Annotated in this window: 26 protein-coding genes, 1 riboswitch and 1 other annotated feature (1 of these 28 only partly in view); of the genes, 12 read left to right on the forward strand and 14 right to left on the reverse strand. The window is 50.8% G+C overall.

Annotated features, from left to right (window positions below; translation table 11 throughout):
* Positions 1 to 52 precede the first annotated feature (52 nt).
* Entirely contained in the window at positions 53 to 1,783 is a 1,731-nt protein-coding gene (gene argS, locus P0Y67_RS00560) for an arginine--tRNA ligase (protein WP_342390285.1), read from the reverse strand.
* Positions 1,784 to 2,176: 393 nt separating this feature from the next.
* Here argS and P0Y67_RS00565 point away from each other — a divergent pair, with 393 nt between their 5' ends.
* Entirely contained in the window at positions 2,177 to 2,758 is a 582-nt protein-coding gene (locus P0Y67_RS00565) for a VOC family protein (RefSeq protein ID WP_342390286.1), read from the forward strand.
* A 53-nt stretch (positions 2,759 to 2,811) separates the two neighbouring features.
* Here P0Y67_RS00565 and purU read toward each other — a convergent pair whose 3' ends face one another.
* Positions 2,812 to 3,645, reverse strand: a complete 834-nt coding sequence (gene purU / locus P0Y67_RS00570) for a formyltetrahydrofolate deformylase (protein WP_342390287.1) — start codon at positions 3,643 to 3,645, stop codon at positions 2,812 to 2,814.
* A 189-nt stretch (positions 3,646 to 3,834) separates the two neighbouring features.
* Between purU and P0Y67_RS00575 the strand changes: the two genes are divergently transcribed.
* The 7 genes from P0Y67_RS00575 to rnd all read left to right on the forward strand — a co-directional run bounded on the left by P0Y67_RS00575 (position 3,835) and on the right by rnd (position 11,482).
* Positions 3,835 to 5,787 (forward strand): ATP-dependent DNA helicase, encoded by a 1,953-nt coding sequence (locus P0Y67_RS00575; RefSeq protein WP_342390288.1) that lies wholly within the window; start codon positions 3,835 to 3,837, stop codon positions 5,785 to 5,787.
* A complete protein-coding gene (gene tsaB / locus P0Y67_RS00580) occupies positions 5,788 to 6,492 on the forward strand; it encodes a tRNA (adenosine(37)-N6)-threonylcarbamoyltransferase complex dimerization subunit type 1 TsaB (RefSeq protein WP_342390289.1) in 705 nt (234 codons plus the stop codon). It abuts the gene before it with no gap.
* 35 nt (positions 6,493 to 6,527) lie between these two features.
* Positions 6,528 to 6,824 carry a hypothetical protein gene (locus tag P0Y67_RS00585; RefSeq protein WP_027253483.1) on the forward strand — a complete coding sequence of 99 codons (297 nt, stop codon included), beginning with the start codon at positions 6,528 to 6,530 and terminating at the stop codon, positions 6,822 to 6,824.
* Positions 6,825 to 6,881: 57 nt separating this feature from the next.
* On the forward strand, positions 6,882 to 7,436 hold the full coding sequence (locus tag P0Y67_RS00590) for a Slp family lipoprotein (protein ID WP_342390290.1): 555 nt from the start codon (positions 6,882 to 6,884) through the stop codon (positions 7,434 to 7,436).
* Positions 7,437 to 7,469: 33 nt separating this feature from the next.
* Positions 7,470 to 8,387 (forward strand): alpha/beta fold hydrolase, encoded by a 918-nt coding sequence (locus tag P0Y67_RS00595; protein WP_342390291.1) that lies wholly within the window; start codon positions 7,470 to 7,472, stop codon positions 8,385 to 8,387.
* A 120-nt stretch (positions 8,388 to 8,507) separates the two neighbouring features.
* On the forward strand, positions 8,508 to 10,205 hold the full coding sequence (gene fadD, locus P0Y67_RS00600) for a long-chain-fatty-acid--CoA ligase FadD (protein WP_342390334.1): 1,698 nt from the start codon (positions 8,508 to 8,510) through the stop codon (positions 10,203 to 10,205).
* A gap of 155 nt (positions 10,206 to 10,360) precedes the next feature.
* Positions 10,361 to 11,482, forward strand: coding sequence for a ribonuclease D (rnd, locus tag P0Y67_RS00605; protein ID WP_342390292.1), 1,122 nt, complete (start codon positions 10,361 to 10,363; stop codon positions 11,480 to 11,482).
* A gap of 62 nt (positions 11,483 to 11,544) precedes the next feature.
* On the opposite strand, the gene minE is transcribed toward rnd, so the two are convergent.
* From minE to minC, 3 genes are read right to left on the reverse strand one after another with little or no spacing between them, the layout of a single operon-like run.
* Entirely contained in the window at positions 11,545 to 11,805 is a 261-nt protein-coding gene (gene minE / locus P0Y67_RS00610) for a cell division topological specificity factor MinE (RefSeq protein WP_027253478.1), read from the reverse strand.
* A gap of 7 nt (positions 11,806 to 11,812) precedes the next feature.
* Positions 11,813 to 12,625 carry a septum site-determining protein MinD gene (gene minD, locus P0Y67_RS00615; protein ID WP_027253477.1) on the reverse strand — a complete coding sequence of 271 codons (813 nt, stop codon included), beginning with the start codon at positions 12,623 to 12,625 and terminating at the stop codon, positions 11,813 to 11,815.
* A 21-nt stretch (positions 12,626 to 12,646) separates the two neighbouring features.
* Complete coding sequence (minC, locus tag P0Y67_RS00620; RefSeq protein WP_161446324.1) at positions 12,647 to 13,309, reverse strand: septum site-determining protein MinC; 663 nt, start codon at positions 13,307 to 13,309, stop codon at positions 12,647 to 12,649.
* A gap of 238 nt (positions 13,310 to 13,547) precedes the next feature.
* Between minC and P0Y67_RS00625 the strand changes: the two genes are divergently transcribed.
* Together P0Y67_RS00625 and P0Y67_RS00630 are read left to right on the forward strand one after the other, a co-directional pair.
* Positions 13,548 to 13,829: a YcgL domain-containing protein gene (locus tag P0Y67_RS00625; RefSeq protein WP_342390293.1), complete on the forward strand. Its 282-nt coding sequence runs from the start codon at positions 13,548 to 13,550 to the stop codon at positions 13,827 to 13,829.
* Between the two features lie 16 nt (positions 13,830 to 13,845).
* A complete protein-coding gene (locus P0Y67_RS00630; protein ID WP_342390294.1) occupies positions 13,846 to 14,817 on the forward strand; it encodes a lytic murein transglycosylase in 972 nt (323 codons plus the stop codon).
* Between the two features lie 108 nt (positions 14,818 to 14,925).
* On the opposite strand, the gene P0Y67_RS00635 is transcribed toward P0Y67_RS00630, so the two are convergent.
* Entirely contained in the window at positions 14,926 to 15,318 is a 393-nt protein-coding gene (locus tag P0Y67_RS00635) for an H-NS family histone-like protein (RefSeq protein WP_027253473.1), read from the reverse strand.
* 374 nt (positions 15,319 to 15,692) lie between these two features.
* Positions 15,693 to 15,872, forward strand: a riboswitch (Lysine riboswitch).
* A gap of 105 nt (positions 15,873 to 15,977) precedes the next feature.
* On the opposite strand from P0Y67_RS00635, the gene P0Y67_RS00640 reads away from it, so the two are divergent.
* Positions 15,978 to 17,564: a Na+/H+ antiporter NhaC family protein gene (locus tag P0Y67_RS00640; protein WP_342390295.1), complete on the forward strand. Its 1,587-nt coding sequence runs from the start codon at positions 15,978 to 15,980 to the stop codon at positions 17,562 to 17,564.
* Between the two features lie 187 nt (positions 17,565 to 17,751).
* Positions 17,752 to 18,354, forward strand: coding sequence for a thymidine kinase (locus tag P0Y67_RS00645; protein ID WP_342390296.1), 603 nt, complete (start codon positions 17,752 to 17,754; stop codon positions 18,352 to 18,354).
* An 84-nt stretch (positions 18,355 to 18,438) separates the two neighbouring features.
* Here the strand turns inward: P0Y67_RS00645 and hisIE are convergent, their stop codons facing one another.
* The 8 genes from hisIE to hisG are packed head-to-tail and all read right to left on the reverse strand — an operon-like array spanning position 18,439 to position 25,602.
* Positions 18,439 to 19,071: a bifunctional phosphoribosyl-AMP cyclohydrolase/phosphoribosyl-ATP diphosphatase HisIE gene (hisIE, locus tag P0Y67_RS00650; protein ID WP_342390297.1), complete on the reverse strand. Its 633-nt coding sequence runs from the start codon at positions 19,069 to 19,071 to the stop codon at positions 18,439 to 18,441.
* The gene (hisF, locus tag P0Y67_RS00655; protein ID WP_027253468.1) at positions 19,068 to 19,841 is read right to left on the reverse strand and encodes an imidazole glycerol phosphate synthase subunit HisF; all 774 of its coding nucleotides are present in this window, start codon (positions 19,839 to 19,841) and stop codon (positions 19,068 to 19,070) included. Before hisF ends, hisIE begins: the two co-directional genes overlap by 4 nt.
* A 13-nt stretch (positions 19,842 to 19,854) precedes the next feature.
* Complete coding sequence (hisA, locus tag P0Y67_RS00660; RefSeq protein WP_342390298.1) at positions 19,855 to 20,589, reverse strand: 1-(5-phosphoribosyl)-5-[(5-phosphoribosylamino)methylideneamino]imidazole-4-carboxamide isomerase; 735 nt, start codon at positions 20,587 to 20,589, stop codon at positions 19,855 to 19,857.
* A gap of 17 nt (positions 20,590 to 20,606) precedes the next feature.
* A complete protein-coding gene (gene hisH / locus P0Y67_RS00665; protein ID WP_342390299.1) occupies positions 20,607 to 21,239 on the reverse strand; it encodes an imidazole glycerol phosphate synthase subunit HisH in 633 nt (210 codons plus the stop codon).
* The gene (gene hisB, locus P0Y67_RS00670) at positions 21,239 to 22,309 is read right to left on the reverse strand and encodes a bifunctional histidinol-phosphatase/imidazoleglycerol-phosphate dehydratase HisB (RefSeq protein ID WP_446728781.1); all 1,071 of its coding nucleotides are present in this window, start codon (positions 22,307 to 22,309) and stop codon (positions 21,239 to 21,241) included. The genes hisH and hisB overlap by 1 nt, the downstream gene beginning before the upstream one ends.
* Before the next feature lie 17 nt (positions 22,310 to 22,326).
* A complete protein-coding gene (hisC, locus tag P0Y67_RS00675) occupies positions 22,327 to 23,382 on the reverse strand; it encodes a histidinol-phosphate transaminase (RefSeq protein WP_342390300.1) in 1,056 nt (351 codons plus the stop codon).
* A gap of 1 nt (position 23,383) precedes the next feature.
* A complete protein-coding gene (gene hisD, locus P0Y67_RS00680) occupies positions 23,384 to 24,700 on the reverse strand; it encodes a histidinol dehydrogenase (RefSeq protein WP_342390301.1) in 1,317 nt (438 codons plus the stop codon).
* Positions 24,701 to 24,705: 5 nt separating this feature from the next.
* On the reverse strand, positions 24,706 to 25,602 hold the full coding sequence (gene hisG / locus P0Y67_RS00685) for an ATP phosphoribosyltransferase (RefSeq protein WP_342390302.1): 897 nt from the start codon (positions 25,600 to 25,602) through the stop codon (positions 24,706 to 24,708).
* A 47-nt stretch (positions 25,603 to 25,649) separates the two neighbouring features.
* Positions 25,650 to 25,769 (reverse strand) — a sequence feature (His leader region) (it continues 20 nt past the right edge of the window).

Genomic DNA, 25,769 nt, shown 5'->3' on the forward strand with positions numbered 1-25,769 from the left:
GGCTGTCTATGTTTAGCTTTGCTTAATTAGATAAATGTGATGTTCTGCCAGATTACATACGTTCCAGTGTGTCAATACCCAGCAGATCCAGACCTTGTTTGATGGTTTTCGCTGTCAGCAGCGCCAGCTTCAGGCGGCTGTGCTTGACGGGCTCATCGGCATTGAGAATCGGGCAGGCTTCATAGAAGCTGGAGAAATTACCCGCCAGCTCAAACAGGTAGCTGCACATCACGTGCGGATGACCTTCACGGGCCACGGTTTCCACGGCTTCTTCAAATTGCAGCAGTTTTGACAGCAGCACTTGCTCTTTCTCGTCATTGATCACAACTGGGTGTGTCAGCTCACTTTCGTTCAGGCCTGCGCGTTTAAATACAGAAATGACACGGGTGTAGGCGTATTGCATGTAAGGCGCGGTATTGCCTTCGAAGGCCAGCATGTTATCCCAGTCGAACACGTAATCTGTGGTACGGTGTTTGGACAGATCAGCATACTTAACCGCGGCCATGGCGACGGTCGAGGCAATCTTGTTTTTCTCAGCCGCATCCAGCTCAGGGTTCTTCTCTTCGATCAGTACCTTAGCGCGTGATTCCGCTTCATCCAGCAGATCAGCCAGACGAACGGTACCGCCAGAGCGTGTTTTGAACGGACGGCCGTCTTTGCCCAGCATCATGCCGAAAGCGTGGTGCTCCAGCGACACATCGTCAGGGATGTAACCTGCTTTGCGGACAATCGTCCATGCCTGCATCAGGTGTTGGTGCTGGCGTGAATCGATAAAGTAAAGCACCCGGTTGGCGTTGAAATGCTCGTAGCGGTATTTCGCACAGGCAATATCCGTGGTTGTGTACAGGAAACCGCCGTCACGTTTCTGGATGATAACCCCCATAGGCTCACCATCTTTGTTTTTGAACTCATCCAGGAACACAACCTGAGCGCCATCGTCTTCTACGGCCAGCCCTTTCGCTTTCAGATCGGCGACAATACCTGCCAGCATATCGTTGTACATGGACTCGCCCATCACGTTGTCACGGGTCAGAGACACATTCAGACGGTCGTAGTTGTGCTGGTTTTGCTCCATGGTCACGTCGACCAGTTTCTTCCACATATCAGCACAGTACTGATCGCCACTTTGCAGTTTTACTACATAGTTACGGGCGCGCTCTGCAAAGGCTTGATCTTCGTCGTACAGCTTTTTCGACTCACGATAAAAAGCTTCCAGATCGGCCAGTTCCATAGAGATCTCGCCCGATTCTTGCTGCACACGTTCCAGGTTGGCAATCAACATGCCGAACTGAGTGCCCCAGTCGCCGATGTGGTTGGCACGAATAACGTTATGACCCAGAAACTCCAGTGTACGAACCACAGCATCACCAATGATGGTGGAGCGCAGGTGACCAACGTGCATTTCTTTGGCGACATTGGGTGCCGAATAGTCGACAACGATATTTTGTTTTTCCTGCGTGGCCACACCCAGGCGGGCATCAGTCAGTGCCGCTTCTGCACGCTCGGCCAGCCAGGTTTTGTTCAAAAAGATGTTAATGAAACCAGGACCGGCGATCTCGACTTTCTCTGCGATATCGCCCAGATCGAGTTGATCGATGACTTTTTGTGCAAACTCGCGCGGGTTAGCTCCCAGTTTTTTCGCAACACCCATCACACCGTTGGCCTGATAATCACCGAACTGTGCTTTGGCTGACTGACGAACCGCTGCCGGGCTGCCTGCCGGGGCACCGGCCGCTTCGAGCGCCTGGGAAACTTTATCGTTAATGAGTGCTTGAATGTTCACACGTCTATCCTTTAAATCGGTCTGTAGCCTGACAGGCAGGCAAAAGTCTTGGGTATTCAATAAGCTATGCAGTTATATCTTACACCTGAACCGGTCAGAAGCGTGGTCAGCAATACACCAGAAAAGGTGAAAACAACCCTGTCTGATGTTTTTAAAAAGGTCATCCGGGTAGTGCTGACGGGAGCTTGCTGGCTGCAAAGGCGGCTGCATGGATACTAAAAATAGTTAGCCGTAATAATACCCATAAACACAGGGCAGTTGGCAAGGTGAAAAGGCGATAGAAGCTGAAATTTTTCTCATGGCTATGACTGGCTGAAGGCGTGTTGCTCAAGGCTTTTGCTGGCAAAGATTCTGTGGATAATGGGCGACTTGAGATCAGTGAGGAGAAATCACATGCAAGATTTACAGCAGGCAAATCTTCAACCGGAGCAGATGCTGGCACAATTACCTGAATTTATGGGAAAAATTGAGAGGCTTGCTGAAGCGCTGGGGTTGGATCTTTCTGCCTGCCAGGCAGACCACATTGCCCTGCGCGTGAACAGTAGGGCGCTAGCGACGGCACTGCATCAGGCGTGGCTGGTATACGGTGAAGAATGGTCAACCAATGTGATCAATGGTCGTCCTATTGTGGTGATTGGCTTTCATCAGCCCTTGCAAGCAGGTCAATGGCAGATTGAGGCACTGGAACTGCCTTACCCGGGCGATAAAACATACCCGGTTCAGGGATGGGAGCATGTTGAGTTTGTGGTGCCTTGTCAGGCATCAACCACAGCGGAATTAAAAGCGGCTCTGGAGGCGCGTTTTCCCGCATTGAACTGGGATAAGGCGGACAAAGCGGGCATAGCGGTGAAAGCAAGTTCACCGGCAGGAGAGAAAGAACGGCTGGCTAACCCGACCTTTGCGTTTAAGAAAGACGGGGTGTGCATTAAGCTGCATCCGTGTTCGCTGAAAGCTGTGATTGAGAGTGAAGGCTGATCTGAGCCATAAAGTCAGGGCGGAGAAGCGATGAACACTTTTCCGCCACAGGGTTACAGCACCACGGTGCGATTGCCGTAAACGAACACCTTGTCTTCGACTACCAGGCTGAGTGCCTTGCTCAGGACAGATTTTTCGACATCACGCCCTGAGCGGGCCATGTCTTCTGCACTGTAGTTATGATCAACCGGAATGACGTTCTGGGTAATGATAGGGCCTTCGTCCAAATCATTGGTGACGAAGTGGGCCGTGGCACCAATGATTTTCACCCCGCGCTCATAGGCTTGCAAGTAAGGTTTCGCGCCAATAAAGGCCGGAAGGAAACTGTGGTGAATATTGATAATCCGGTGCGGAAACTGAGCCACAAAACCAGGTGTCAGAATACGCATGTATTTTGCCAGCACCACATAATCGGGAGAATACTGGTTGACGCAGTCCAGTAATCTGGCTTCATGCTCTTCACGGCTTAAACCTTCATGGCAGACATGGTGAAAGGGAATATCAAACTTTTCCACCAGGCCGGCCAGTTTGTCGTAGTTACCAACGACAGCCGCAATCTCAATATCCAGTGTACCGTCATAGGCTTTGACCAGGATATCGCCCAGGCAGTGTGCTTCTTTGGTCACCATAATCACGACTTTCTTGCGGGCAGAGCTCACCAGGCGGCGGTGGCTGCCTTCTGGCAGGGCGCGATCCAGATCGAACAGAAAGGTTTCATCGTTGAACACCCCTTCCAGCTCAGTACGCATAAAGAACTGCCGATGGCGGTGATCGACAAATTCTTTGTTATGGATAATGTTGAGCTGGTGTTTGTAACAGATGTTGGTGATCTTAGAAATCAATCCCATGGCATCCGGGCAATCGGTGAGCAGGGTTTTCTTTTCCATGGTGTCCTTATGTTGCGTGCATATATGTATTAGTTGTGTCATTAATTATTTACATGGCTTTGATTTCGACGTCAAAAGATTTTGTGATCTGACTCAATAATTTTTCCTGGCAACTGCCGCTGGCTGTTGCGGGGCAATCTTGGCATAATCGCGAAAGATACTGGATAAATAACCAATAGATTGGCGTTCATGATTGCAAAATTCTTTCAACCCGGCGGTGCATTGGAAAAGGCGATACCTGGTTTTCAGGCACGTCAGCCTCAGATTGATATGGCAGAAGCGGTCGGGCGGGCAATTAAACACCAGCAGCAACTGGTGGTAGAAGCGGGTACAGGCACAGGCAAAACCTTTGCGTATCTGGTGCCGGCGTTGATCAAGGGTCATAAAACCATTATCAGCACAGGCTCGAAAAACCTGCAGGAACAGCTTTTCTACCGGGATTTACCTTTGATGACCCAGGCGCTGGGCTATACAGGGAAAGTGGCGTTACTGAAAGGGCGCTCAAATTATCTCTGTCTCGACAGGCTCAGCCGTCAGATCACCGAAAGCCATGGCGGATTTGTCGATCAGGGCATGCTGAGCCAGCTGGTGACGATCCGCAGTTGGTCTTCAGCGACTAAAACCGGTGATATCAGCGAATGTGATTCGATTGCCGAAGACAGTCCGGTGATCCCGACGATTACCTCAACCAACGACAATTGCCTGGGGCGCGAGTGCCCGTCTTTTGAAGACTGCTTTGTCGTGAAAGCCCGGCGAAAAGCCATGGATGCGGATGTGGTGGTGGTTAACCACCATTTGTTTATGGCGGATCTGGCCATTAAAGAAACAGGCTTTGGCGAGCTGATCCCGGAAGCCGATGTGTTTATTTTCGATGAAGCCCATCAGATCCCCGATATTGCCAGTCAGTATTTCGGCCAGAGTCTGTCGAGCCGGCAACTGCAGGATCTGGCGAAAGACATTACTATCGGTTATCGCACTGAAGCACGTGATATGCGTCAGCTGGAAAAAACCGCAGACCGGCTGAGTCAGGCCGCTGCTGATATGCGACTGGTGATGGGCGAACCCGGTTATCGCGGCAACTGGCGTGAGGCGGTGAACAGCCCGGCCATTCAACGGGAGCTGACGAGGCTCAATGATGCGCTGGATCTGGCACATGACGTGCTCAAACTGGCACTTGGCCGCAGTGAGCTGCTGGATGCCGCATTTGAACGAACCACCTTGCTGAAAGCCAGACTGACACGCTTGTGTGATACCTCGATCACCGGCTATTCCTATTGGTATGAATGTACTCCCCGCCATTTTACTTTGCATATTACGCCGCTGTCGGTCGCAGAGAAGTTTCATGAGCAGATAGAAAAGCAAAAAGGCGCTTGGATCTTTACCTCAGCGACACTGGCCGTTGATGAAGATTTCAGTCATTTCAGCCATCGTTTAGGGCTGCAGCCTGCGGAGCAGATGTCGCTGACCAGCCCGTTTGATTATCAGCAGCAGGCGTTGCTGTGTGTTCCCCGTTTTTTACCTGAACCCAACAGTCACGGACTGGCGGCCAAACTGGTGACTCTGATGGCACCTGTGATTGAGGCCAACCAGGGGCGGTGTTTTTTCCTTTGTACCTCGCACCAGATGGTACGGGATCTTGCCGAAGGTTTTCGCGCCTGCCTCGATTTGCCTGTGCTGGTTCAGGGAGAAACCAGTAAGCAAAAACTGCTTTCAGAATATCTGGAATTGGGAAATGCGCTGCTTATTGCAACAGGTGCGTTCTGGGAAGGTATTGATGTTAGAGGGCAGGCGCTGAGCTGTGTTATTATCGACAAACTTCCCTTTACCGCGCCGGATGACCCATTATTGAAGGCGCGGATAGAAGATTGTCGTCTGCGTGGCGGGGACCCCTTCGCGCAAGTGCAGATACCGGATGCGGTGATCACCCTCAAGCAGGGGGTTGGCCGGTTAATCCGAGACCAGCAGGACAAAGGCGTGCTGGTTATCTGCGATAATCGTTTGGTCACGCGCCCTTATGGCGCTGTATTTTTGAGAAGTCTGCCGCCGATTCCCCGTACGCGGGATGTTGACGGTGTCGGACAATTTCTGTCTGGACTGCACGCCGAGCAGCAAGCAGCCGACAGCCAGCATTCAGAGGCTTGAATGAGCAGTAAGATTTTAGCGGTTGATACCGCGACTGAAAATTGTTCTGTTGCGCTTTTAGTGGGCAGTGAAGTGATTGCGCGTTGTGAATTTGCGCCGCGTGAACATACCACCAAAATTTTGCCTATGGTTGATGAAGTCCTCGCCGAAGCGGATTTGCGTTTAACCCAGTTAGATGCGCTGGCGTTCGGCCGTGGCCCGGGGAGCTTCACCGGTGTGCGGATTGGCATAGGTATCGCTCAGGGACTGGCATTTGGTGCCGGTTTACCCATGATAGGTGTGTCGACACTGGCCGCAATGGCTCAGGGAAGCTACCGTTTGCATCAGGCCAGCCATACCCTGGCGGCCATAGATGCGCGCATGGGCGAAATTTACTGGGGACAATATCAGCGCCAGCAAGATGGCGACTGGCAAGTGCTGGGTGAAGAAGCTGTGCTGCACCCGGAACACGTATCAGAGCGCTTGATTTGTGTACCGGATATCCGCTGGTTTACCGCAGGGACCGGCTGGCAAACCTATCAGGAACAATTACAGGCTTTGGCTGTCGAAAAGCAAGCCGGCACAGTGCTTTATCCTGAAGCCCAGGATATGGCATGGCTGGCTCAATTTGCTCTGCAGCGTGGTGAAGTCGTCGATGCTGAACATGCCAGCCCTGTCTATCTGCGTGATGAAGTGACATGGAAAAAATTGCCCGGCCGTGAATAATGGGTATTCACAGCTAACAAGACACACAGGTCAATATGGTCAACATACCCCGTTTACCGACAGCAACGCAGGCGCCGCAACGGCCGAAGCGAACCGATAAACAGCGCAAGGCTGAGCAGACAGCTGCGCCTGTTTCTCAGCCGACTGTGGTGGCGAAAGCGGTGGCGGAAACGATCAAGGATCCGGCTTTTATTGAAGAAGTTCAGGCCAGGGTGCAGTACGACAGCCCGCAGGGGAAAAATAAGCAGGCATTGTCGGCTTATCTTGATGTGCTGCATCAGGCCAGGCGGGAAGAATACTCTCATTTGTTAGGTGTGGATTTCTACGTTTGAGCTTCGATGCCGGCAGAGCATCAGACGCGAATTTCTCTTTTTGACAAGGATCCTGTGGTGAAAAAATCTATATTGGCACTTGCCTTGATGGTACTAAATGGTTGCAGTCAGCTGCCAGACAGCCTGCAAACATCAACCGAGACACCAGTCACCGACTTAACCCTGGTGATTGAAGACCCTCAGGGCGTACAGGGTAAAGAGGTGCGTCTGGGAGGCGTGATTGCCTCGGTGGTCAACGAAGCGTCACGTACGCGGCTGGAAATAGCCAGTCTGCCGATAGACAAATCAGGCAAGCCTGAACGGAATGCGTCGCCTCAGGGGCGATTTATTGCTTATGTGGATGGTTTTGCCGATCCTATCGAATACGCTCAGGGTAAACTGGTGACCGTTGCCGGTCAGCTGCGTGGCAGCGAGGCGGGTAAGATTGGTGATTTCGATTACACCTATCCTGTGGTGTTTGCCAAAGGCCAGCAGATCTGGCAAATCAAAGAGCAAATCCGTGTTGATGATGTGAGTGCCTACTACCGCTGTCTTGGCATCCGCTGTCAGTACATCCACTATGGTTTGCGGCCGGATAATCTGGATGTCCAGTACCGCGTTACCCCTGAGTAAGACTACCTACCTGATTGAACAGCGAAACGTACTATGATGTATGAAAGCCGCTTACCGCTTGCCGACACTGAGCTGGCGGTAATCACGTCTTTTTCTCCTTGCCGGGAAAGCATACAACGAGGCAAGCTCATCCCGATAAGCGATGCCGAAAGATGTCGTCCGACGCTTTTGTTTCTGCACGGCTGGCACGATAACGCAGCCAGCTTTGCTGTGTTGTTCGAGCCGCTGGCCGCAAGCTTCAATCTGGTAGCTGTGGACTGGCCCGGACATGGTCTGTCTGCGCATCGTCAGACGGATAATTATTACTACTTCATGGACTATGTCGATGATCTGGCTCAGATCGTACAGTCTCTGTCCTCTCAAAACCTTATGCTGGTTGGCCATTCTTTGGGGGCGCTCGTGGCGGCTGCTTTTGCAGGGGCCTTTCCCGAATCGGTCACCGGGCTGGTGCTGATCGAAGGGCTCGCGCCACTCCATGAAAGTGCTGAACTGGCGCCTGAAAGGTTGCGGCAGGGGATTGAAAGCCGGATGCGGCGCAGGCAGCGTCAGGGCGCAGAACTTAAACTGGCTTCATTTCAGGCCGCATTATCTGTTCGTTGCCGGCTAAACGGGTTAACCCCCGAACAGCTGAGGCCATTGGTACAGCGAGCGACCTATACCGATGGTAAACACTGGTACTGGCGTTATGACGATAAGTTGCGTTGCGACTCGTTATTCAGGATGACAAAAGAACAGGTTAAGGCGCTGATGCAGCATATTGAGTGCCCGGTATTGTCAGTGATCGGTGATAAAGGTTTTTTATACCTGAAAGAACCGGACGCTGGTTTGTCATGGCTGAAACAGGCCGGACAAATAGTGGTACCCGGGGGTCATCACTGTCATCTTGAGAGTCCTCAGCTGGTTTGTGAGCAGATTTTGCTGCTCAGTTCAAAAATCAATAAGCTGGTCTAATCAGTTGTGTTAATTCAATGTTAATTGTGCTGTAATGCTTGTATAGAACAAGTGTTTGAATGTCCCGCTACAGCCATTTTTTGGCGCTTGAAGCCCTAATAAATATAAGGAGAGTGCATGGTGGATAAGGTTTGGCTTAACCGCTATCCGGATGATGTACCGGCTGAAATCAACCCTGATACTTACACGTCATTGGTTGAACTGTTTGAACAGTCCGTCCAGAAATATTCCGATCAAACGGCCTATATCAATATGGGCCAGGTGATGACTTTCAGAAAACTGGAAGAACGCAGTCGTGCATTTGCGGCCTATCTGCAAAATGACCTGAAGCTCGAAAAGGGTGATCGGGTGGCTGTCATGATGCCAAACCTGCTTCAGTATCCTATCGCGCTGTTTGGTATTCTCCGTGCGGGTTGTGTGGTGGTTAATGTTAACCCACTCTACACACCTCGCGAACTGGAGCATCAACTGAATGACTCTGGTGCAAAAGCCATTGTGATTGTGTCGAATTTCGCCCATACGCTGGAGAAAATCGTCGACAAAACCAGTGTTGAGCATGTCATTTTAACCAGTCTGGGGGATCAGCTTTCCCGGCCTAAAGGCACTCTGGTTAATTTTGTGGTGAAGCACATTAAAAAGATGGTTCCTAAATACCACCTGCCACATGCCACCTCACTGAATCATGCGCTGAAACGCGGGCGCAGAATGCAATACGTGAAACCTTTCATTTCAGGAGAGGACATCGCATTTCTGCAATACACCGGAGGGACAACCGGCGTAGCGAAAGGCGCAGTGCTGACGCACAGAAATATGATTGCCAATGTGCTGCAGGCTAAAGCAGCCTACGGACCCATTTTGCATGAGGGCCGTGAGCTGGTGGTCACAGCGCTTCCGCTGTATCACGTTTTTGCCCTTACTGTGAACTGTCTGCTGTTCATTGAAATGGGTGGCCAGAACCTGCTGATTACCAACCCCAGGGATATTCCCGCTTTTGTCAAAGAGCTGAAGCGCTATCCGTTCACTGCGCTGACTGGCGTCAACACACTGTTCAATGCGCTGCTCAATAATGAAGATTTTCTGGAACTGGACTTCAGCCGTCTGCACCTGTCTGTGGGTGGCGGTATGGCCGTACAGCGTGCTGTTGCGGAGAAATGGTTAGCAACCACCAAGAGCTATTTGCTGGAAGGGTATGGCCTGACTGAGTGTTCACCGCTGGTGGCCGCTTATCCGCATAATCTGACTGAGTACAATGGTTCGATCGGCCTGCCTGTGTCTTCGACAGATATTCGTATTGTGGATGAAGAAGGTAAGGTTCTGGCCATGGATCAAACCGGTGAGCTGCAGGTCAATGGTCCTCAGGTGATGAAAGGTTATTGGCAGCGCCCTGAAGCAACGCGTGAGGTGCTGACCGAAGACGGCTGGTTATCGACCGGCGATGTTGTGCGCTTTGATGAAGACGGTTTCTTACATATCGTTGACCGCAAGAAAGACATGATCCTGGTCTCCGGCTTCAATGTGTATCCCAATGAAGTTGAAGATGTCGTTGCTCTGCACAACAAGGTGCTGGAAGTGGCGGCAATCGGTCAGCCGGATGAAGCCTCGGGTGAGGTGGTGAAGATTTGTGTTGTGAAACGCGATCCCAGCCTGACCCGCGAAGAATTGCTGTCGCATTGCCGTCAATACCTGACCGGTTATAAAGTGCCTAAAGTGGTGGAGTTCAGAGATGAACTGCCGAAAACCAATGTCGGTAAAATTCTGCGCCGGGCACTGCGTGAAGAGTCAGATAAGGCAGCGCAAAAAGAGACAGCGCAAGCATAATCCTGAAATTTAGGATAAACTTGTTTCAAGTTCAGTGCCGGCTTACATAGCCGGCACTTTGTTTTGTGCCGGCTGTCAGTATTCATCAGAGAATGGCGTTAAGACACAAAGAAAAACAGGCTGGTATCTGCTTGTTATGTTGAAAAAGGTGAGTTTTGAAATTTGAGATTATAACCACGAATGACAGACTGGCTGAGGTTTGCCAGCAGGCAAGTCAACAACAGGCGGTAATGTTGGATACCGAATTTGTTCGTACCCGGACCCTGTTTGCTCAGTTGGGGCTGATCCAGCTTTATGACGGTGAACTTCTGTCTTTGATTGATCCCCTCAAGCTGACAGATATGTCGCCGTTATGGGCGTTGATGAAAGATCCTGATGTCGTGAAAGTGCTGCATGCCTGTGGTGAAGATCTGGAGGTGTTCCAGTCTGTTGCCGGCTGCATGCCAGCGCCTATGCTGGATACTCAGATCATGGCGGCCTTCATAGGTCATGGCCTGTCTACGGGCTTTGGCGCCTTAGTGCAGGAGTATCTGGGTATTGAGCTGGAAAAAGGCGAAGCCAGAACGAACTGGCTTGCTCGTCCTCTGAGTGACAAGCAGCTCGATTATGCCGCCGCAGATGTTTTTTATCTGTTGCCTCTGTATCAGCAGCTTTTGGCAAAAGTGGAAGCGAAAGGGTGGATGGATGCCCTGCGTCAGGAATGCGAAACCATGCTGGTGAAACGCAGCCGTGTTCCCGACCCGGAGCAAGTTTACACCGACATAAAGAATGCCTGGCAGTTATCCCCTAAACAATTGGCTATCTTACAGAAGCTGGCTTCCTGGCGTCTTCAGGAAGCGAGAAAGCGCGATCTGGCACTGAACTTTGTGCTAAAAGAGCTGCATCTTTGGAAAATTGCCCGTTATGAGATCACTTCAAAAGCGGTTATGGCTCAGGAAGGTTTTGATGAGCGTGAGATTCAAAGACATGGTAACCGTTTGATTTCCATTGTGAAAGACGTTGAAAAAATGAGCCAGCTGGATTATCCGCAGCCATTATTTCGTCTGATGGAAATGCCCGGTTACAAACAAATGGTCAAACGCATCAAAGATGAAGTGAATGCCGTGGCCAAGGAGACAGGGCTGGCGACTGAGTTTCTTGCCTCGAAGAAGCAAATTAATCAGTTACTGAGTTGGGCATGGAAGAAGGGCTGTCCTGAAGATCAGCTGCCTGAAATGTTGTCTAGCTGGCGAAGAGCGCTGTTTGCTCATCGGGTTCTGCCTCTGGTGCAGGCTTAAAGCTTGTAGGGTAACAAACCAAGTGAACACCTGAAAAAATCCCCGGCGAACCGGGGATTTTTTTATTTTTCATCGGGCAGGGTGACATTCAGTTCCAGTACCGACAGGTCTTCTTCTTTCTGATCGAGGTGTACCGTGACATGTTCAGGCGATACATCAACGTAACGGCGAATGACCTCCAGAATATCCTGCTTCAGTTGGGGCAGGTAACTCGGATTACCCATACTCGCGGAGCGACGTTCAGCAACAATGATCTGCAGCCTTTCTTTCGCCACACTCGCGGTCGACTGTTTTTTGGGGCGGAAGAACTCTAGCAAAGCCATAGTGTGGTTAGCCTCCAAATATGCGTTTCAGGAAGCCTTTTTTCTCTTCCTCTAAGAATCGGAACGGGCGGTCTTCACCCAGTAAGCGTGCAACTGTGTCTTGATATGCCTGACCTGCATCTGAATCGGCATCCAGGATAACAGGTTCACCTTTGTTGGATGCATTCAGAACAGACTGGCTCTCAGGTATGACACCTAACAGTGGAATGTGCAGAATTTCTTCAACATCAGCGACGCTGAGCATATCGCCATGAACCACACGGGAAGGGTTATAGCGGGTGAGCAATAAGTGTTGCTTAACCGGTGTTTCGCTGTTCTCGGCTCGACGGGATTTAGAGTCGAGAATACCAAGGATACGGTCTGAATCACGCACAGAGGCTACTTCAGGGTTGGTGGTGACTATCGCCTCATCGGCAAAGTATAACGCCATCAGCGCGCCTGTCTCTATGCCTGCCGGTGAGTCACAGATGATAAAGTCGAAACCCAGTGCATCTAATTCAGACAAGACTTTTTCGACACCTTCTTTACTCAGGGCATCTTTGTCGCGGGTTTGTGAAGCCGGCAACACGAACAGGTTCTCTACACGCTTGTCTTTAATCAGCGCCTGATTAAGCTTTGCCTCGCCATTGATAACGTTGACGAAATCATAAACAACACGGCGTTCACAGCCCATAATCAGGTCCAGATTCCGCAGGCCGATATCAAAATCAATGACGGCCGTTTTTTTACCTTTTAAGGCCAGGCCGGACGCAATGGCCGCACTGGAGGTCGTTTTACCTACCCCACCTTTACCTGAGGTCACCACGATAATTCGTGCCATCTGTATTATTCCTTTTCAAAGTTATACAGCCAGATGCTCTATATTTAAATTGTTGTCAGTCAGAGAGATAGCGACACTTTTTCCCCAAAAAGCGTCTTGAATTTTGTCACTTAGCCAATAATTACCAGCAATAGATATCAACTCTGACTGTAAATTATGGCAGAAAATCTGAGCATGAGTTTGGCCGCTGGCGCCGGCAATTGCCCGGCCACGCAAACACCCATAGATATGGATACATCCATCAGCAATAATTTCAGCACCTGCGCTGACATGATTCAATACGACAAGATCGCAATTTTTTGCATAAATCTGCTGCCCCGATCTCACCGGGGTGCGAATCACTTTTGCCGGCTCCATTACCGGGCTGGTGGCCCGGGCCTGCTTGGCCGCATTCATGATGGCAAAACCGGCTGATTTCGCCTGCGCTTGCAGGTGAGAGGGCTTGCAACCACTGATCCCGACGGGGATCATACCCGCATCCTGAATGCCTTGTCGAAGTTGTTCGAAATCAAGAGCTCTGCCAGCCTGGCTGACATCAATCACCAGAGGCGCATGGGCAAAGAATGCCGGAGCTTGCTCCACTTTGTCCTTCAGGAAACTGATTGCCTGTTCTAAGCCGCCGTCAGCCAAGTGTAAAGATGAGAGCGTGTAACTGCCCCCTTTTAATTCTGCCGTTTTTGTCATGGCTTATTCATCTTACGCGGACAATTTCGCGCTCAGGTACGTTATCACATAGGTTATAGCATGTTATATTCCTAGGCAGGTCTCAGCAAGTTCTCCTTGTCAGAGTTCGGTATAAAGTTTAAATGATAGCCACAATAGTGAACGCAGAACGCAGAGGAGCCCCGATCCTGATTCGGGTTGGAATGTTTTCTGCTTTTTGTGGTCAGATAATGGTGATTGGTAACCTGCAGGTCAGCTCATGTTTTGTGCAATTTATAAAAGCTCTAAAAAAGAAAACACCTATTTATATATCAAGACCAAAGATGATTTTTCAGATGTACCTGAAGCCTTATTGAGCACTTTTGGTACACCTCAGTTTGTAATGGTGCTAAAACTGAGTAATGAGAGGAAGTTAGCATTGGCGGATATCAATAAGGTACGGGAGTTGCTCTCTACCCAGGGGTATTACCTGCAAATTCCGCCACCTGTGACTAACCTTCTAGACGAATACAAAGCAAGAAAGTCAGAAAATAATACATGACGATGAAAGGGTGGATATGCGTAAGCAATGGGTAGCTGTCTTTGTGTCCTTAGGACTAGGCCTTGCATCACCGATAGTAACGGCTGATGAAAGTTTTGATAATTATGTCTTCGGGCTAAAACAAGAAGCACGTGAGAAGGGGATAGATGATTCGATTCTTGAATCTGCCTTCGCTGATGTCACATTCATAGAACGTGCTGTTAAAGCTGATAAAAATCAGCCAGAAAAGAAATTAACACTGGATGAATATTTACCCAAAGCCGTTCCCCAGTGGAAAATTGAACAGGCGAACAAGTATTATCAGCAGCATAAACCGGCACTGGAGCGGATCGGGCGTCTGTATGGTGTTCAGCCCAGGTTCATCGTGGCATTGTGGGGAGTGGAAAGTAATTTTGGTCGCTTAACCGGCTCGTATAATGTCATTGAAGCGTTGACGACGCTCGCCTATGAAGGTCGACGTGAAGCCTTCTTCCGTGAGCAGGTCATGGCGGCTTTAACTATTTTACAGCAAGGCCATATCACTGCAGCAGATATGAAAGGTTCCTGGGCCGGTGCCATGGGGCAGCCTCAGTTTATGCCGACCTCATACCTGACCTTTGCTGTTGACGGAAATGACGACGGTAAAGCCGATATCTGGAAAACGGAAGATGATGTGTTTGCTTCTGCGGCCAATTACCTGAGTAAATCAGGTTGGGATGACAAATACACATGGGGACGCCAGGTGCGTATTCCTGAGGGGTTGAGTGACAACCTGAAAGGTGTGGAATCCCAAAAGATGAAAACGCTGTCTGAGTGGGAGCAACTGGGTGTGCGCCGTTTGAATGGCACCGCGCTGCCTAAGGTGGAGCTCAATGCTTGGCTGGTGCAACCAGATGATAATCATGGCAGAGCTTACTTAGTGTACGGTAATTATCAGACATTATTAAAATGGAACCGATCGCATTATTTTGCGTTAGCCGTCAGTACGCTGGCAGACAGTATTCGATAGCTGCAGATTTAGCTGAACAAAAAAACGACATGCACTATTAATTGCGAATAATAAAAAGCCCGGCATTGCTGCCGGGCTTTTTGATCAGCTCTGATCAATCTTGTTTGATCACAGTTTGAAGTCGTCCAGAGATTTACCTTCATCCAGTGCTTTTTTAAGAGCGCTTGGTGTACGGCCTTGGCCTGTCCAGGTTTTCTCTTCACCGTTTTCATCGATGAACTTGTATTTAGGCGGGCGAGCAGCACGCTTGGTTTTTGCTTTACCAATGTTTGCCATCAGTTCTTCAGGATCAATACCATCAGCCAGTAGCATATCTCGGTATTGCTTCAGTTTCTCTTCGCGCTCTTTTTCTTTCGCGATTTCTTCCGCTTCTGATTCTTCACGTTCATCAACCACGGTCTGAAGTTTTTCCAGGGCTTCTTTCAGTTGCTCCAGTGAATATTCGCGAGCAAGTGCACGAAGACTACGAAGGTTTAATAGCGCTTTCATTGCATCAGACATTTCAAATTTCCTGTTGGCGTTATACTAATTATTAGTGAATCACTTTATATCTGCAATAGTAATACTTTTTAAACCCAACTGCCAAATAAAAATGTTAATTTACATTATTAATCAGGCGGTTTTTTATACTTGAACTTTATCTTTGATCAATGAAAGGCGACACCATTCGTTTTTTTGCTTGTTAATAAAATGGGAATGTACGAATATTTTAACTTGCGGTAATGCTAATAATTTCATATTCATTTACAGTGTATTTTGGGCGTAAATGTAAGTAAATACAGAAGATTAGTGCAGTAGTATTAACTCAAAGTAGCAGATATTGGCTTTCTGTAGTTGCAAATCAGATAACAAAAAGTAGAATACGCGATTCCTTGACTAAGGGTAGAGGTGCATTATCTATCAGTAACTGGCGGGAGGTGACCCCGAGGAACGTCAGTGAAAGGAGCTAATGCCGAAGTAAGGCTGGTCTGTCAAATCACCTTGCTGGGGTTGTCACCGAAAGGGACAACACTGCCATAGTAACTTACAATTAACTATGGAGCGCTACTGTGGGGTCGGGAGGGGCAACAGTCTCTTTCCTATATCGCTTCCCATCACGGTTGACATCGGTACCGTGTTTAACAGTAGATCTCCAACCACGATCGGTTGTAGTAGAGATCATGAACCTAGTAGATTTTTCCCAATCTTCCATTTCCGTTTTACCGCCACTTGTGGCGTTAAGCCTTGCTATTCTCACTCGACGAGTACTTCTCTCGCTGGGTATTGGCATTTTGATCGGTGCGTTTTTGCTGACTGATTTCAGCATGTTCAATACTGTTTCTTATTTAAGAAACAAAATTGAAGGGCTGTTTATAGATGGTGATAGCATCAATACCTGGAATATGAGTATTGTTGCTTTCTTGCTTTTATTAGGCATGACCACAGCATTACTGACGCTCTCTGGCGGTACGCGTGCCTTTGCACAATGGGCGCAAACTAAGATTAAAAGTAAACGCGGTGCAAAACTGTTAGCGGCTTTTCTTGGCGTGTTTATTTTTGTTGATGATTATTTCAACAGCCTGGCGGTTGGTTCGATTTCCCGGCCTGTTACCGACCGCTTTTATGTTTCCCGCTCAAAACTGGCTTATATTCTGGACTCCACTGCCGCACCTATGTGTGTACTGATGCCTGCATCCAGTTGGGGGGCATATATCATTACAGTGGTGGGTGGCATTCTGGTTTCACATGGTGTGACTGAATATTCTGCGTTAAGTGCCTTCATGCAATTGGCACCCATGAATTTTTACGCTGTGTTCGCGCTGCTGATGGTATTTGTTGTTGCCTGGTTCCAATTAGATGTTGGTTTGATGAAGAAGCATGAAGTTCAGGCCAGTCATGCTCGCGGGTTTGACAATGATGAAATTCATGCCGAAGCCAAAGATTTGAATGACGAACTTGAAATAGAAGAAAGTGAAAATGGCAAAGTGGGCGATCTCATTATTCCTATTCTGGTGCTGGTAGCCGCCACATTATTCTTCATGATCTTCACCGGTAATCAGAGTTTGCAGGCGGATGGTAAACCGTTTTCTATTCTCGGCGCCTTTGAGTCTACCGATGTCGGGGCCTCTTTGTGTTACGGCGGCCTGCTGGGGTTATTATCGGCACTGGTTGCCGTTGGACGCCAAGCCATTCCGGTAAAGCACATTGTGCATGCTTTATGGATTGGTGCGAAATCCATGTTCGGTGCCATTCTTATTCTGTTTTTCGCCTGGACAATCGGTAGCATAATCAGCGATATGGCAACAGGTAAATTCCTGTCGACTTTGGTTCAGGGCAATATTAATCCTGTCTGGTTGCCTGTGATTCTGTTTCTGCTGGCCGGCATTATGGCGTTCTCGACCGGTACGTCCTGGGGCACCTTTGGTATTATGCTGCCGATAGCCGGCGATCTGGCGGCGGCAACTGACATCAGCCTGATCCTGCCTATGCTCAGCGCAGTACTGGCTGGTTCTGTTTTTGGCGATCATTGCTCGCCTATTTCAGATACCACCATATTGTCTTCAACGGGAGCACGCTGTAATCACATAGATCATGTGTCGACCCAGTTGCCTTACGCATTGTCCGTTGCACTCGTCTCTGCGGTAGGCTTTACCGTGTTAGGGATGACAGAGTCTCTGGCGGTGTCTTTCGTGGCAGCGACGGTCGCTTTCTTACTGGTTTGTGTCTGCCTCGGCTGGATTGCCAAACGCCCGCTCAAAGGCGCGTAATCGCAGCTTAAACAATACCCTTGCAGTAAAAATGACCGGCTTAGTATGCACTGAGCCGGTTTTTTTATCTCTGCGTACAGTAAAGCACCGTAAAGTGGCCTCAGCGCATGAAGCTGGGAGCCAGACTTCCAATTCGCATTCTTCTTCGGTAGCATCTTGCGATATTCAGAGTGATGCGGAAAGCCTGATGGCGCAAATGTATTTTTATTACTCGGCGATGAATGCCGGGAAGTCGACGACGCTGTTGCAGTCGTCGTTCAATTATCGTGAACGCGGTATGTCGCCGGTCATTTTTACCGCAGCGATTGATAACCGGTTTGGTCAGGGTAAGGTCAGTTCCAGAATTGGTCTGTCTGAAGAGGCTGAACTCTATAGCCCGGAAGATAACCTGTGGGATAAGCTGTCTCAGATGAACAGCTTGTCACGGGTGGATTGCGTGTTAATGGATGAATGCCAGTTCCTGACGAAAGCTCAGGTTCACCAGTTGACTGAAGTGGTCGATAAACTGGATATTCCTGTGCTTTGCTACGGTTTGCGTACCGATTTTCGTGGTGAACTGTTTGAAGGCAGTCAGTACCTGCTGGCCTGGGCCGATAAACTGGTCGAACTGAAAACCGTTTGTCATTGCGGCCGAAAAGCGAACATGGTGATTCGCCATGATGCGTCAGGTAAAGCCATTGCAGATGGCGATCAGGTTGAAATCGGTGGTAATGACAGATACGTATCGGTTTGCCGGAAGCATTATAAAGAAGCGATGGATCAAGCTCGTCAGGCGGCGAAAAGCGCCTGATAAAGCCAACGTAATAATTAATGAAAACAAAATAAAAAAGGAAGCTGCTGAAGCTTCCTTTTTTAATGAGGCTTGTCGCGGACTTTAGCCTTTGTGCCTTTCCTGTAGTTTGGCAATCACATCAGACAGGCTCAGACCCTGATCCTGAAGCAACACTATCAGGTGATACATCAGGTCGGCTGATTCGGAAATTACCTCCTCTTTGTCACCCGCCGTTGCCGCAAGCGCGACTTCAACGCCTTCTTCGCCCACCTTCTGCGAAATCCGCTTGGTGCCACGAGCGTAAAGGCTGGCGGTGTAAGAGGACTCAGGATCGGCGCCTTTGCGGGCTGCCAGCACTTGCTCCAGTCGGTGAAGAAACACCAGATCGGGGGCGGTGGCTGTGTCTCCGTTGTCTGTGCTGCCCTTGTCGAAGCAGGTGGTCGTACCGAGATGGCAGGTGGGGCCAACAGGCTCGGCGCTGACCAGTAGGGTGTCTTGATCACAGTCGAGCTGAATCTGTTTGAGTTGCAGCACATTGCCGGATGTCTCGCCTTTGGTCCAAAGACGTTGTTTGCTGCGTGACCAGAAAGTCACCTGCCGGGTATCCAGCGTTTTGCTGAGGGCTTCATCATTCATGTAGCCCAGCATCAGTACCTGGCCGCTGCGGCTGTCTTGCACCACGGCGGGGACCAGACCGTCGACCTTGTCCCAATTAATTTCACTGCTCAGGCTCATAGTCGGATCTCCACCTGTTGTTGTTTGAGGTATTGCTTGAGTTCGCCAATGTTAATGATTTGCTTGTGGAAAACCGAAGCGGCGAGGGCGCCGTCAACTTTGGCGATAGTAAAGGCATCGGCAAAATGCGCCATTTCACCGGCGCCGCCGGACGCAATAAGCGGCACTTTGCAAAGGTCGCGCACCAGATTCAGCTGAGTCAGATCATAACCCTGGCGAACACCATCCTGGTTCATCATGTTCAGCACGATTTCACCCGCCCCGCGGCGCTGCACTTCCTCAATCCAGTCAGCGGTTTGCCACTGGGTGACCTGGGTACGGCTTTCATCACCGGTGAACTGGTAAACCTGATACTGGCCGGTTTTGGCATCAAAGTAAGAATCGATCCCCACCACAATACACTGCACACCGAATTTATCGGCCAGCTCAGTGATCAGCGCAGGGTTGGCTAATGCCGGCGAATTGATAGAAATTTTATCCGCGCCAAATTGCAGTATTTGCTGGGCATCGTCGGCTGATTTAATCCCGCCCGCGACACAGAACGGAATGTCAATGACTTCAGCGACACGTTCAACCCAGCTTTTGTCAACGACACGGCCGTCGCTGGACGCTGTGATATCGTAGAAAACTAACTCATCGGCCCCTTCTTCCGCGTAGCGTTTTGCCAGCGGCACTATGTCACCGATGATTTCGTGATTTCGGAACTGGACGCCCTTAACGACCTGGCCGTCACGGACATCCAGGCAGGGAATAATGCGTTTTGCTAACATGTCAGGCTCCTTGTCACTCGTTCCAGCAGGCAAATGCCTGCTCTGCGGTAAATTTACCGTCCAGCAGGGCACGGCCGACAATCACGCCGGCAACGCCTGTACCTTTCAGCGCAGCAATGTCGTCCAGTGATCCGATACCGCCGGATGACTGGAACTGAACGTCCGGGTATTGCGCACATAAGTCGCGGTACAGATCGACATTAGAACCAGCCAGCGTGCCGTCGCGGGAGATATCCGTGCACAGGACATGTTTGAGGCCCACGGTGAGGAAGTCTTCAATCAGGGCTTCAATGGTGACGCCTGAATCTTCCTGCCAGCCGGAGACGGCCACTTTGCGCTGGCCGTTACCATCAATGTTGACGTCCAGCGCCAGTACGATGCGCTCCGGGCCGTATTTTTCCATCCAAGCCTTAACGACTTCCGGTTGTTTAACCGCAGTTGACCCAATCACAACACGCTGTGCGCCGGCATCCAGTAAATCAGCCACATCTTGCTCGCTGCGAACGCCGCCTCCAATCTGGATATTGGCAGGCGTGCTGGCCAGCAGGGTACGGATTAAATCGAGCTGGCGTGCCGAGGTGTCTTTCGCGCCGGTCAGATCAACCAGGTGCAGCCAGTCAGCCCCTGCCTGATGATACAGCGCAAACTGCTCTGCGGGGTTCACTTTATACTCGGTCACCTGACCGTAATCGCCCTGAAACAGGCGGACGACCTGACCATCTATTAAATCGAGTGCGGGAATAATCATAACCAGTCCTTGTCGTCCTACATATCGAGAAAGTTTTGAATCAGTTGCGCACCGGCTTTGCCGGACCGTTCAGGGTGGAACTGCACACCGTAGTAATTGCCGCTTTGTACTGCGGCAGTAAAGGGCTGGCCGTATTCACAGCTGGCTATCGTTCTGCCTTGCTCGGTGTTAAACGCCGGCATGGCGTAGCTGTGGACGAAATAGAAATAGCTGCCAGCAGGGATGCCGTTAAACAAGGGATGGCCCTGTTCCGGAGTGATGGTATTCCATCCCATGTGCGGTAAGGGCAGCTCACCGGTGCGCATTTTCTGCACCGGTGCCGGACAGAGTTTCAGGCAGGGCACGCGCTCTGTGCCATTCTGGCCTTGCTCTTCCGAGTAGTCACCCAGCAGCTGCATGCCCAGACAGATACCCAGCAAGGGTTTGTCGACCTGGCTGACCAGGGTGATAAGATCGCGCTCAGCCAGATTTTTCATGGCCTCACTGGCGGTACCTACACCGGGCAGGAAGAGTTTATCTGCCGCCAGCACAATCTCAGGATCCCGGCTGACAGTCACCTGATAACCCAAACGTTCAATGGCAAATCGCACGGATGAAACGTTGGCGCACCCTGTATCAATGATGACGACTTTCTGTGTTGAATCAGTCATTACAGCACCCCTTTACTGCTCGGCAGCTCGTTGCCTTCCACTTTAATGGCCTGGCGCAAGGTACGGCCAAAGGCTTTAAACAGGCTTTCAACGATGTGGTGATCGTTGTTGCCATCGGAAGAAAGGTGCAGCGTGCAGGCCAGCGTATCGGTCAGGGAGCGGAAGAAGTGCGGGACCATTTCCGTTGACAGATCACCGATATTTTCACGGCTGAACTTGGCATCAAATTTCAGATAGGGGCGGCCGGATAAGTCCAGCGCACACTGAGCCAGGCATTCGTCCATTGGCAGGCTGAAACCAAAGCGGCCGATGCCGCGTTTGTCGCCCAGCGCTTCTTTCAGCGCCTGGCCCAGAGCCAGTGCGGTGTCTTCCACACTGTGGTGATCATCAATGTGCAGGTCGCCATCGACGGTCAGGATGAGCTGGAAGCCGCCGTGAGTCGCAATCTGATCCAGCATGTGATCGAAAAAGCCCAGACCGGTCTGAATCACGTTACCACCGGACTGATCCAGATTGACCTTCACTCTGATGTCGGTTTCTTTGGTCTTGCGGACCACTTCGGCAATGCGGGGACGGGTGGTGAGATCGGCCACAATCTGCTGCCAGTCCAGGTTTTCGCGCTGGTACTGGATACCCCGGATAGCCATGTTGCTGGCCAGCTGCAGATCGGTATGACGATCGCCGATAACCGCAGAGGTGGCAAAATCGACACGGCCCTGCTGCAGGTAGTCTTTGACCAGGCCGAGCTTGGGCTTGCGGCAACTGCAGTTGTCGTGCTCAAAGTGCGGGCAGATCAGCACCTCATCAAAGCGAACCCCCTGAGACTCGAAAATGGCCATCATCATATTGTGCGGGGCATCAAAGTCAGCCTGCGGGTAGCTGTCTGTGCCCAGTCCGTCCTGATTGGTCACCATGACCAGTTTATAGCCGGCATCCTGCAGTTTTAGCAGGGCAGGGATGACGAAGGGCTCCAGCTCAAGTTTGTCCAGCCGATCGACCTGGAAGTCTACCGGCGGCTCAGCAATCAAAGTGCCGTCGCGATCAATAAAGAGAATTTTTTCCTTGCTCACAATAGAATCCTTCCAAATTACGAAATCTTTTCCAGCTGAGTGCGGATGAAGGCCAGGGTCTTCTCGCACTCATCCCGGCTGCCAATACTGATACGGATACAGTTCTCGATCGGAGAGCGGCGCAGAATAATGCCGTTATCCCACAAGGCTTTGAACAAGGCATCACCGTCAGGAAAACGTACCAGCAGATAGTTACCATAGCCGTCGTATACCGTCACACCAGGTAACATACCCAGCCCAGCTTGCAGGTAAGCCCGGTTGGCGCTCAGGTCGAGCACCTGAAATTTGGTTCTGGCCAGACCGGCAGGCGACAGTGCCTGAACCGCAATATCCGCCACAGGGATAGGTACCGGGTAAGGCGCTATCACTTTCAGCAGCAAATCAATCACCACTGAGTTAGCCAGTGTGAAGCCACAACGCAGGCCAGCCAGGGCGAAGGCTTTGGACAGGGTACGCAGGATCACCAGATTCGGGAACTGCGCCAGCAAATCAACCGTGGAAGCTTCCGGACAGAAATCGATATAGGCTTCGTCCATCACCACCAGGGCTTTGTCTTGCGTCATGTTCAGCAGCGCAATAATGTCATCACGGCGAATAAGGTTGCCGGTCGGGTTGTTAGGGCTGCAGACAAACACCAGTTTGACGCCGTCCAGGTTATCGGCAATCGAAGGTAAATCCAGCTGCCAGTCAGTGGTCAGCGGTACCTGCTTGACGCCCACATCAAAGGTTTCGGCGCTGATGCTGTACATGCCGTAAGTCGGCGGGCAGTAAAGAATACTGTCTTGCTTAGGCTCGCAGAAAGTGCGGACCAGCAACTCGATGCCTTCATCAGCCCCGCGCGAAGTCAGCACCTGGGATTTATCGACACGCGCATAATCGGCATAGGCCTGAATCAACGCTTCTGGCTGGCAGGAGCTATAGCGGTTCAGGCGATCACACTGAATCTTGTATTCATTGACGAACGGCGACTCGTTGGCATTCAGCCAGATGTCACCACTGCCACCAAGGCGGCGGGCAGACTGGTATGGCGTGAGTTCGCGAACGGTTTTACGAGCCAGTAATTCAGGGTTCATCTTAAGCCTCTTTCAACGTCGATGAGCGTGATTGTTTGATTTTTTCTACCCGGATGCTGACGGCACGGCGGTGTGCGTCCAGACCTTCTGCGGTTGCCATGGTTTCCACCGTCGGCGCCAGTTCCAGCAGGCCATCGGCACTGAGCTCCTGTACCGTCATACGCTTGGTAAAGTCGGCCAGACCCAGGCTGGAATAGGTTTTGGTATAACCATAAGTCGGCAATACGTGGTTGGTACCGGAGGCGTAATCGCCCACGGATTCCGGTGACCAGTGCCCCAGGAAAATCGAGCCGGCGTTATCAAGCAGGGGCACTAAATCACGTGGGTTGCGGGTCTGAACAATCAGGTGTTCAGGTCCGTAGTGATTAGAGATAGACACGCACTGAGTGATGCTGTCGGCAATGATCATCAGGCTCGAACCGAGTGCCTGGCGGGCAATATCGGCGCGGGTCAAACTGCTGAGCTGTTTTGCGATGGCGTCAGCGACGCGGTCGGCAATACTTGGCTCAGGGGTGACCAGTACAACCTGTGAGTCTGGTCCGTGCTCTGCCTGACTGAGTAAATCAGCAGCGATAAAATCCGGATCAGCGCCACTGTCGGCAATGACCATGACTTCAGACGGGCCGGCAGGCATGTCAATGGCGGCGCCATTAAAATCATTGCTGACCTGACGTTTGGCCTCGGTAACAAACGCATTACCGGGGCCGAAAATTTTGTCGACTCTGGATACAGATTCGGTGCCGTATGCCATGGCGGCGACAGCCTGCGCACCACCTGCATTGTAGATATCGGTAATACCGCACAGTTGGGCGACATACAGAATCTCATCGGCGATAGGCGGGGGCGAACAAAGCACCACACGCCGGCATCCGGCAATTTGTGCCGGCACGCCCAGCATCAATACAGTCGACGGCAAGGGGGCGCTGCCGCCCGGAATGTACAAACCCACGGCATTAATGGGCCGGGTAACCTGCTCGCAGATAACACCGGGTTGCGTTTCAACCTGCAGCGGCTTGGTTTTTTGTGCTTTATGGAACTTGGCGATGTTGGCATAAGCCTGTTGCAGCGCCTGCTTCATATCCTCTGACAGTCTGTCAGCGGCGGCCTGAATTTCTTGCTGGCTGACTTTGATCGATTCCGGGCGGACTTTATCGAATTTTTCTGCCAGCTCCAGCAAGGCCTCATCGCCACGCTCGCGAACACCGGTAATGATGTCTTTGACAATTGCCGTCACATTCTCGCCTGCTGTGATGGCCGGACGTTGCAGTAACGATTCACGCTGCTGTTCACTCAGAGATTGCCATACAACCGTCTTCATGGTGCTTACTCCATCATTTTCTCAATTGGCAGAACGAGAATTGAGCTGGCGCCCAGCGCTTTGAGTTGTTCCATGGTTTCCCAGAACAGGTTTTCTGAGCTGACAAGGTGAACGGCCACCCGGCTCTTGTCGTGAGACAGCGGCAGCACGGTAGGATCTTCCGCGCCAGGCAGTAAGGCTGTCACTTGTTCCAGGCATTCAGTCGGTGCGTGCAGCATGATGTATTTTGACTCTTTGGCCTGAATCACACCTTGCATACGGGTTAACAGGCGCTCGATCAGCGCTTGTTTGTCGGCGCTGAAATCACCAGAGCGCTGGATCAGTACCGCTTTGGACTGCAGGATCACTTCGACTTCTTTCAGGCCGTTGGCTTCGAGAGTCGCACCGGTGGAAACCAGGTCACAGATGGCGTCGGCCAGACCGGCACGCGGTGCAACTTCGACAGAGCCATTGAGCATGCAGGTGCTGAATGTCACACCATGCTCTGTCATGTAGCGCTTCACCAGTTGTGGATAGGTAGTGGCGATGCGTTTGCCTTGCAGATCTTGCGGGCCTTGGTATTCCTCGTCTTTATCAATCGCAATAGACAGACGGCAGCCCCCGAAATCCAGGCGGCGCAGCATCTCGTAGTGGCTGGGTTCACCCCGCGCGGCACGCTCAAGCCCGACTTCTTCCAGTTCATTTTCACCAATGAAACCCAAATCAACGACACCATCCATGATCAGACCGGGAATGTCATCATCACGAACCAGCAGCAGGTCGATGGGCATATTTTCGCAGTGAACCACAAGGCGCTCACCGATCAGATTGAATTTTACACCGCAGCGCTTCAGGAGATCTTTACATTCAGTGCTCAGTCGTCCTTTCTTCTGGATAGCAATACGTAGTCGTTGTGTTTGCATGATGACATTCCCTATATGCTTGATTTATCTTTTAAATTCAGTGCTAAAACGAAAAACCCCCGGAAGATTTCTCTTCCGGGGGTCTGAATGCTGCTTATATGTAGCGACCGCTGGAAGAGGCGATTTGTCGTCTTCCAGAGTGAGGCGTATCCTCCTGAAAGACTAAT

Origin of the sequence: Photobacterium sp. SP02 (assembly GCF_038519165.1) — a bacterium.
Taxonomy (GTDB): Bacteria; Pseudomonadota; Gammaproteobacteria; order Enterobacterales; family Vibrionaceae; genus Photobacterium; species Photobacterium halotolerans.

Excerpts from the sequence above, each read along its gene's own strand:
- P0Y67_RS00625 (WP_342390293.1), top strand. The coding sequence starts at position 13,548 with ATGTTTTGTGCAATTTATAAAAGCTCTAAAAAAGAAAACACCTATTTA.
- hisH (WP_342390299.1), bottom strand. The coding sequence starts at position 21,239 with ATGACTGATTCAACACAGAAAGTCGTCATCATTGATACAGGGTGCGCC.
- P0Y67_RS00575 (WP_342390288.1), top strand. The coding sequence starts at position 3,835 with ATGATTGCAAAATTCTTTCAACCCGGCGGTGCATTGGAAAAGGCGATA.
- tsaB (WP_342390289.1), top strand. The coding sequence starts at position 5,788 with ATGAGCAGTAAGATTTTAGCGGTTGATACCGCGACTGAAAATTGTTCT.
- P0Y67_RS00645 (WP_342390296.1), top strand. The coding sequence starts at position 17,752 with ATGGCGCAAATGTATTTTTATTACTCGGCGATGAATGCCGGGAAGTCG.
- P0Y67_RS00635 (WP_027253473.1), bottom strand. The coding sequence starts at position 15,318 with ATGTCTGATGCAATGAAAGCGCTATTAAACCTTCGTAGTCTTCGTGCA.
- purU (WP_342390287.1), bottom strand. The coding sequence starts at position 3,645 with ATGGAAAAGAAAACCCTGCTCACCGATTGCCCGGATGCCATGGGATTG.
- minE (WP_027253478.1), bottom strand. The coding sequence starts at position 11,805 with ATGGCTTTGCTAGAGTTCTTCCGCCCCAAAAAACAGTCGACCGCGAGT.
- P0Y67_RS00630 (WP_342390294.1), top strand. The coding sequence starts at position 13,846 with ATGCGTAAGCAATGGGTAGCTGTCTTTGTGTCCTTAGGACTAGGCCTT.
- hisF (WP_027253468.1), bottom strand. The coding sequence starts at position 19,841 with ATGTTAGCAAAACGCATTATTCCCTGCCTGGATGTCCGTGACGGCCAG.
- minD (WP_027253477.1), bottom strand. The coding sequence starts at position 12,625 with ATGGCACGAATTATCGTGGTGACCTCAGGTAAAGGTGGGGTAGGTAAA.
- hisD (WP_342390301.1), bottom strand. The coding sequence starts at position 24,700 with ATGAAGACGGTTGTATGGCAATCTCTGAGTGAACAGCAGCGTGAATCG.
- hisG (WP_342390302.1), bottom strand. The coding sequence starts at position 25,602 with ATGCAAACACAACGACTACGTATTGCTATCCAGAAGAAAGGACGACTG.
- P0Y67_RS00585 (WP_027253483.1), top strand. The coding sequence starts at position 6,528 with ATGGTCAACATACCCCGTTTACCGACAGCAACGCAGGCGCCGCAACGG.
- P0Y67_RS00640 (WP_342390295.1), top strand. The coding sequence starts at position 15,978 with ATGAACCTAGTAGATTTTTCCCAATCTTCCATTTCCGTTTTACCGCCA.
- minC (WP_161446324.1), bottom strand. The coding sequence starts at position 13,309 with ATGACAAAAACGGCAGAATTAAAAGGGGGCAGTTACACGCTCTCATCT.
- P0Y67_RS00595 (WP_342390291.1), top strand. The coding sequence starts at position 7,470 with ATGATGTATGAAAGCCGCTTACCGCTTGCCGACACTGAGCTGGCGGTA.
- hisC (WP_342390300.1), bottom strand. The coding sequence starts at position 23,382 with ATGAACCCTGAATTACTGGCTCGTAAAACCGTTCGCGAACTCACGCCA.
- hisIE (WP_342390297.1), bottom strand. The coding sequence starts at position 19,071 with ATGAGCCTGAGCAGTGAAATTAATTGGGACAAGGTCGACGGTCTGGTC.
- P0Y67_RS00565 (WP_342390286.1), top strand. The coding sequence starts at position 2,177 with ATGCAAGATTTACAGCAGGCAAATCTTCAACCGGAGCAGATGCTGGCA.
- hisA (WP_342390298.1), bottom strand. The coding sequence starts at position 20,589 with ATGATTATTCCCGCACTCGATTTAATAGATGGTCAGGTCGTCCGCCTG.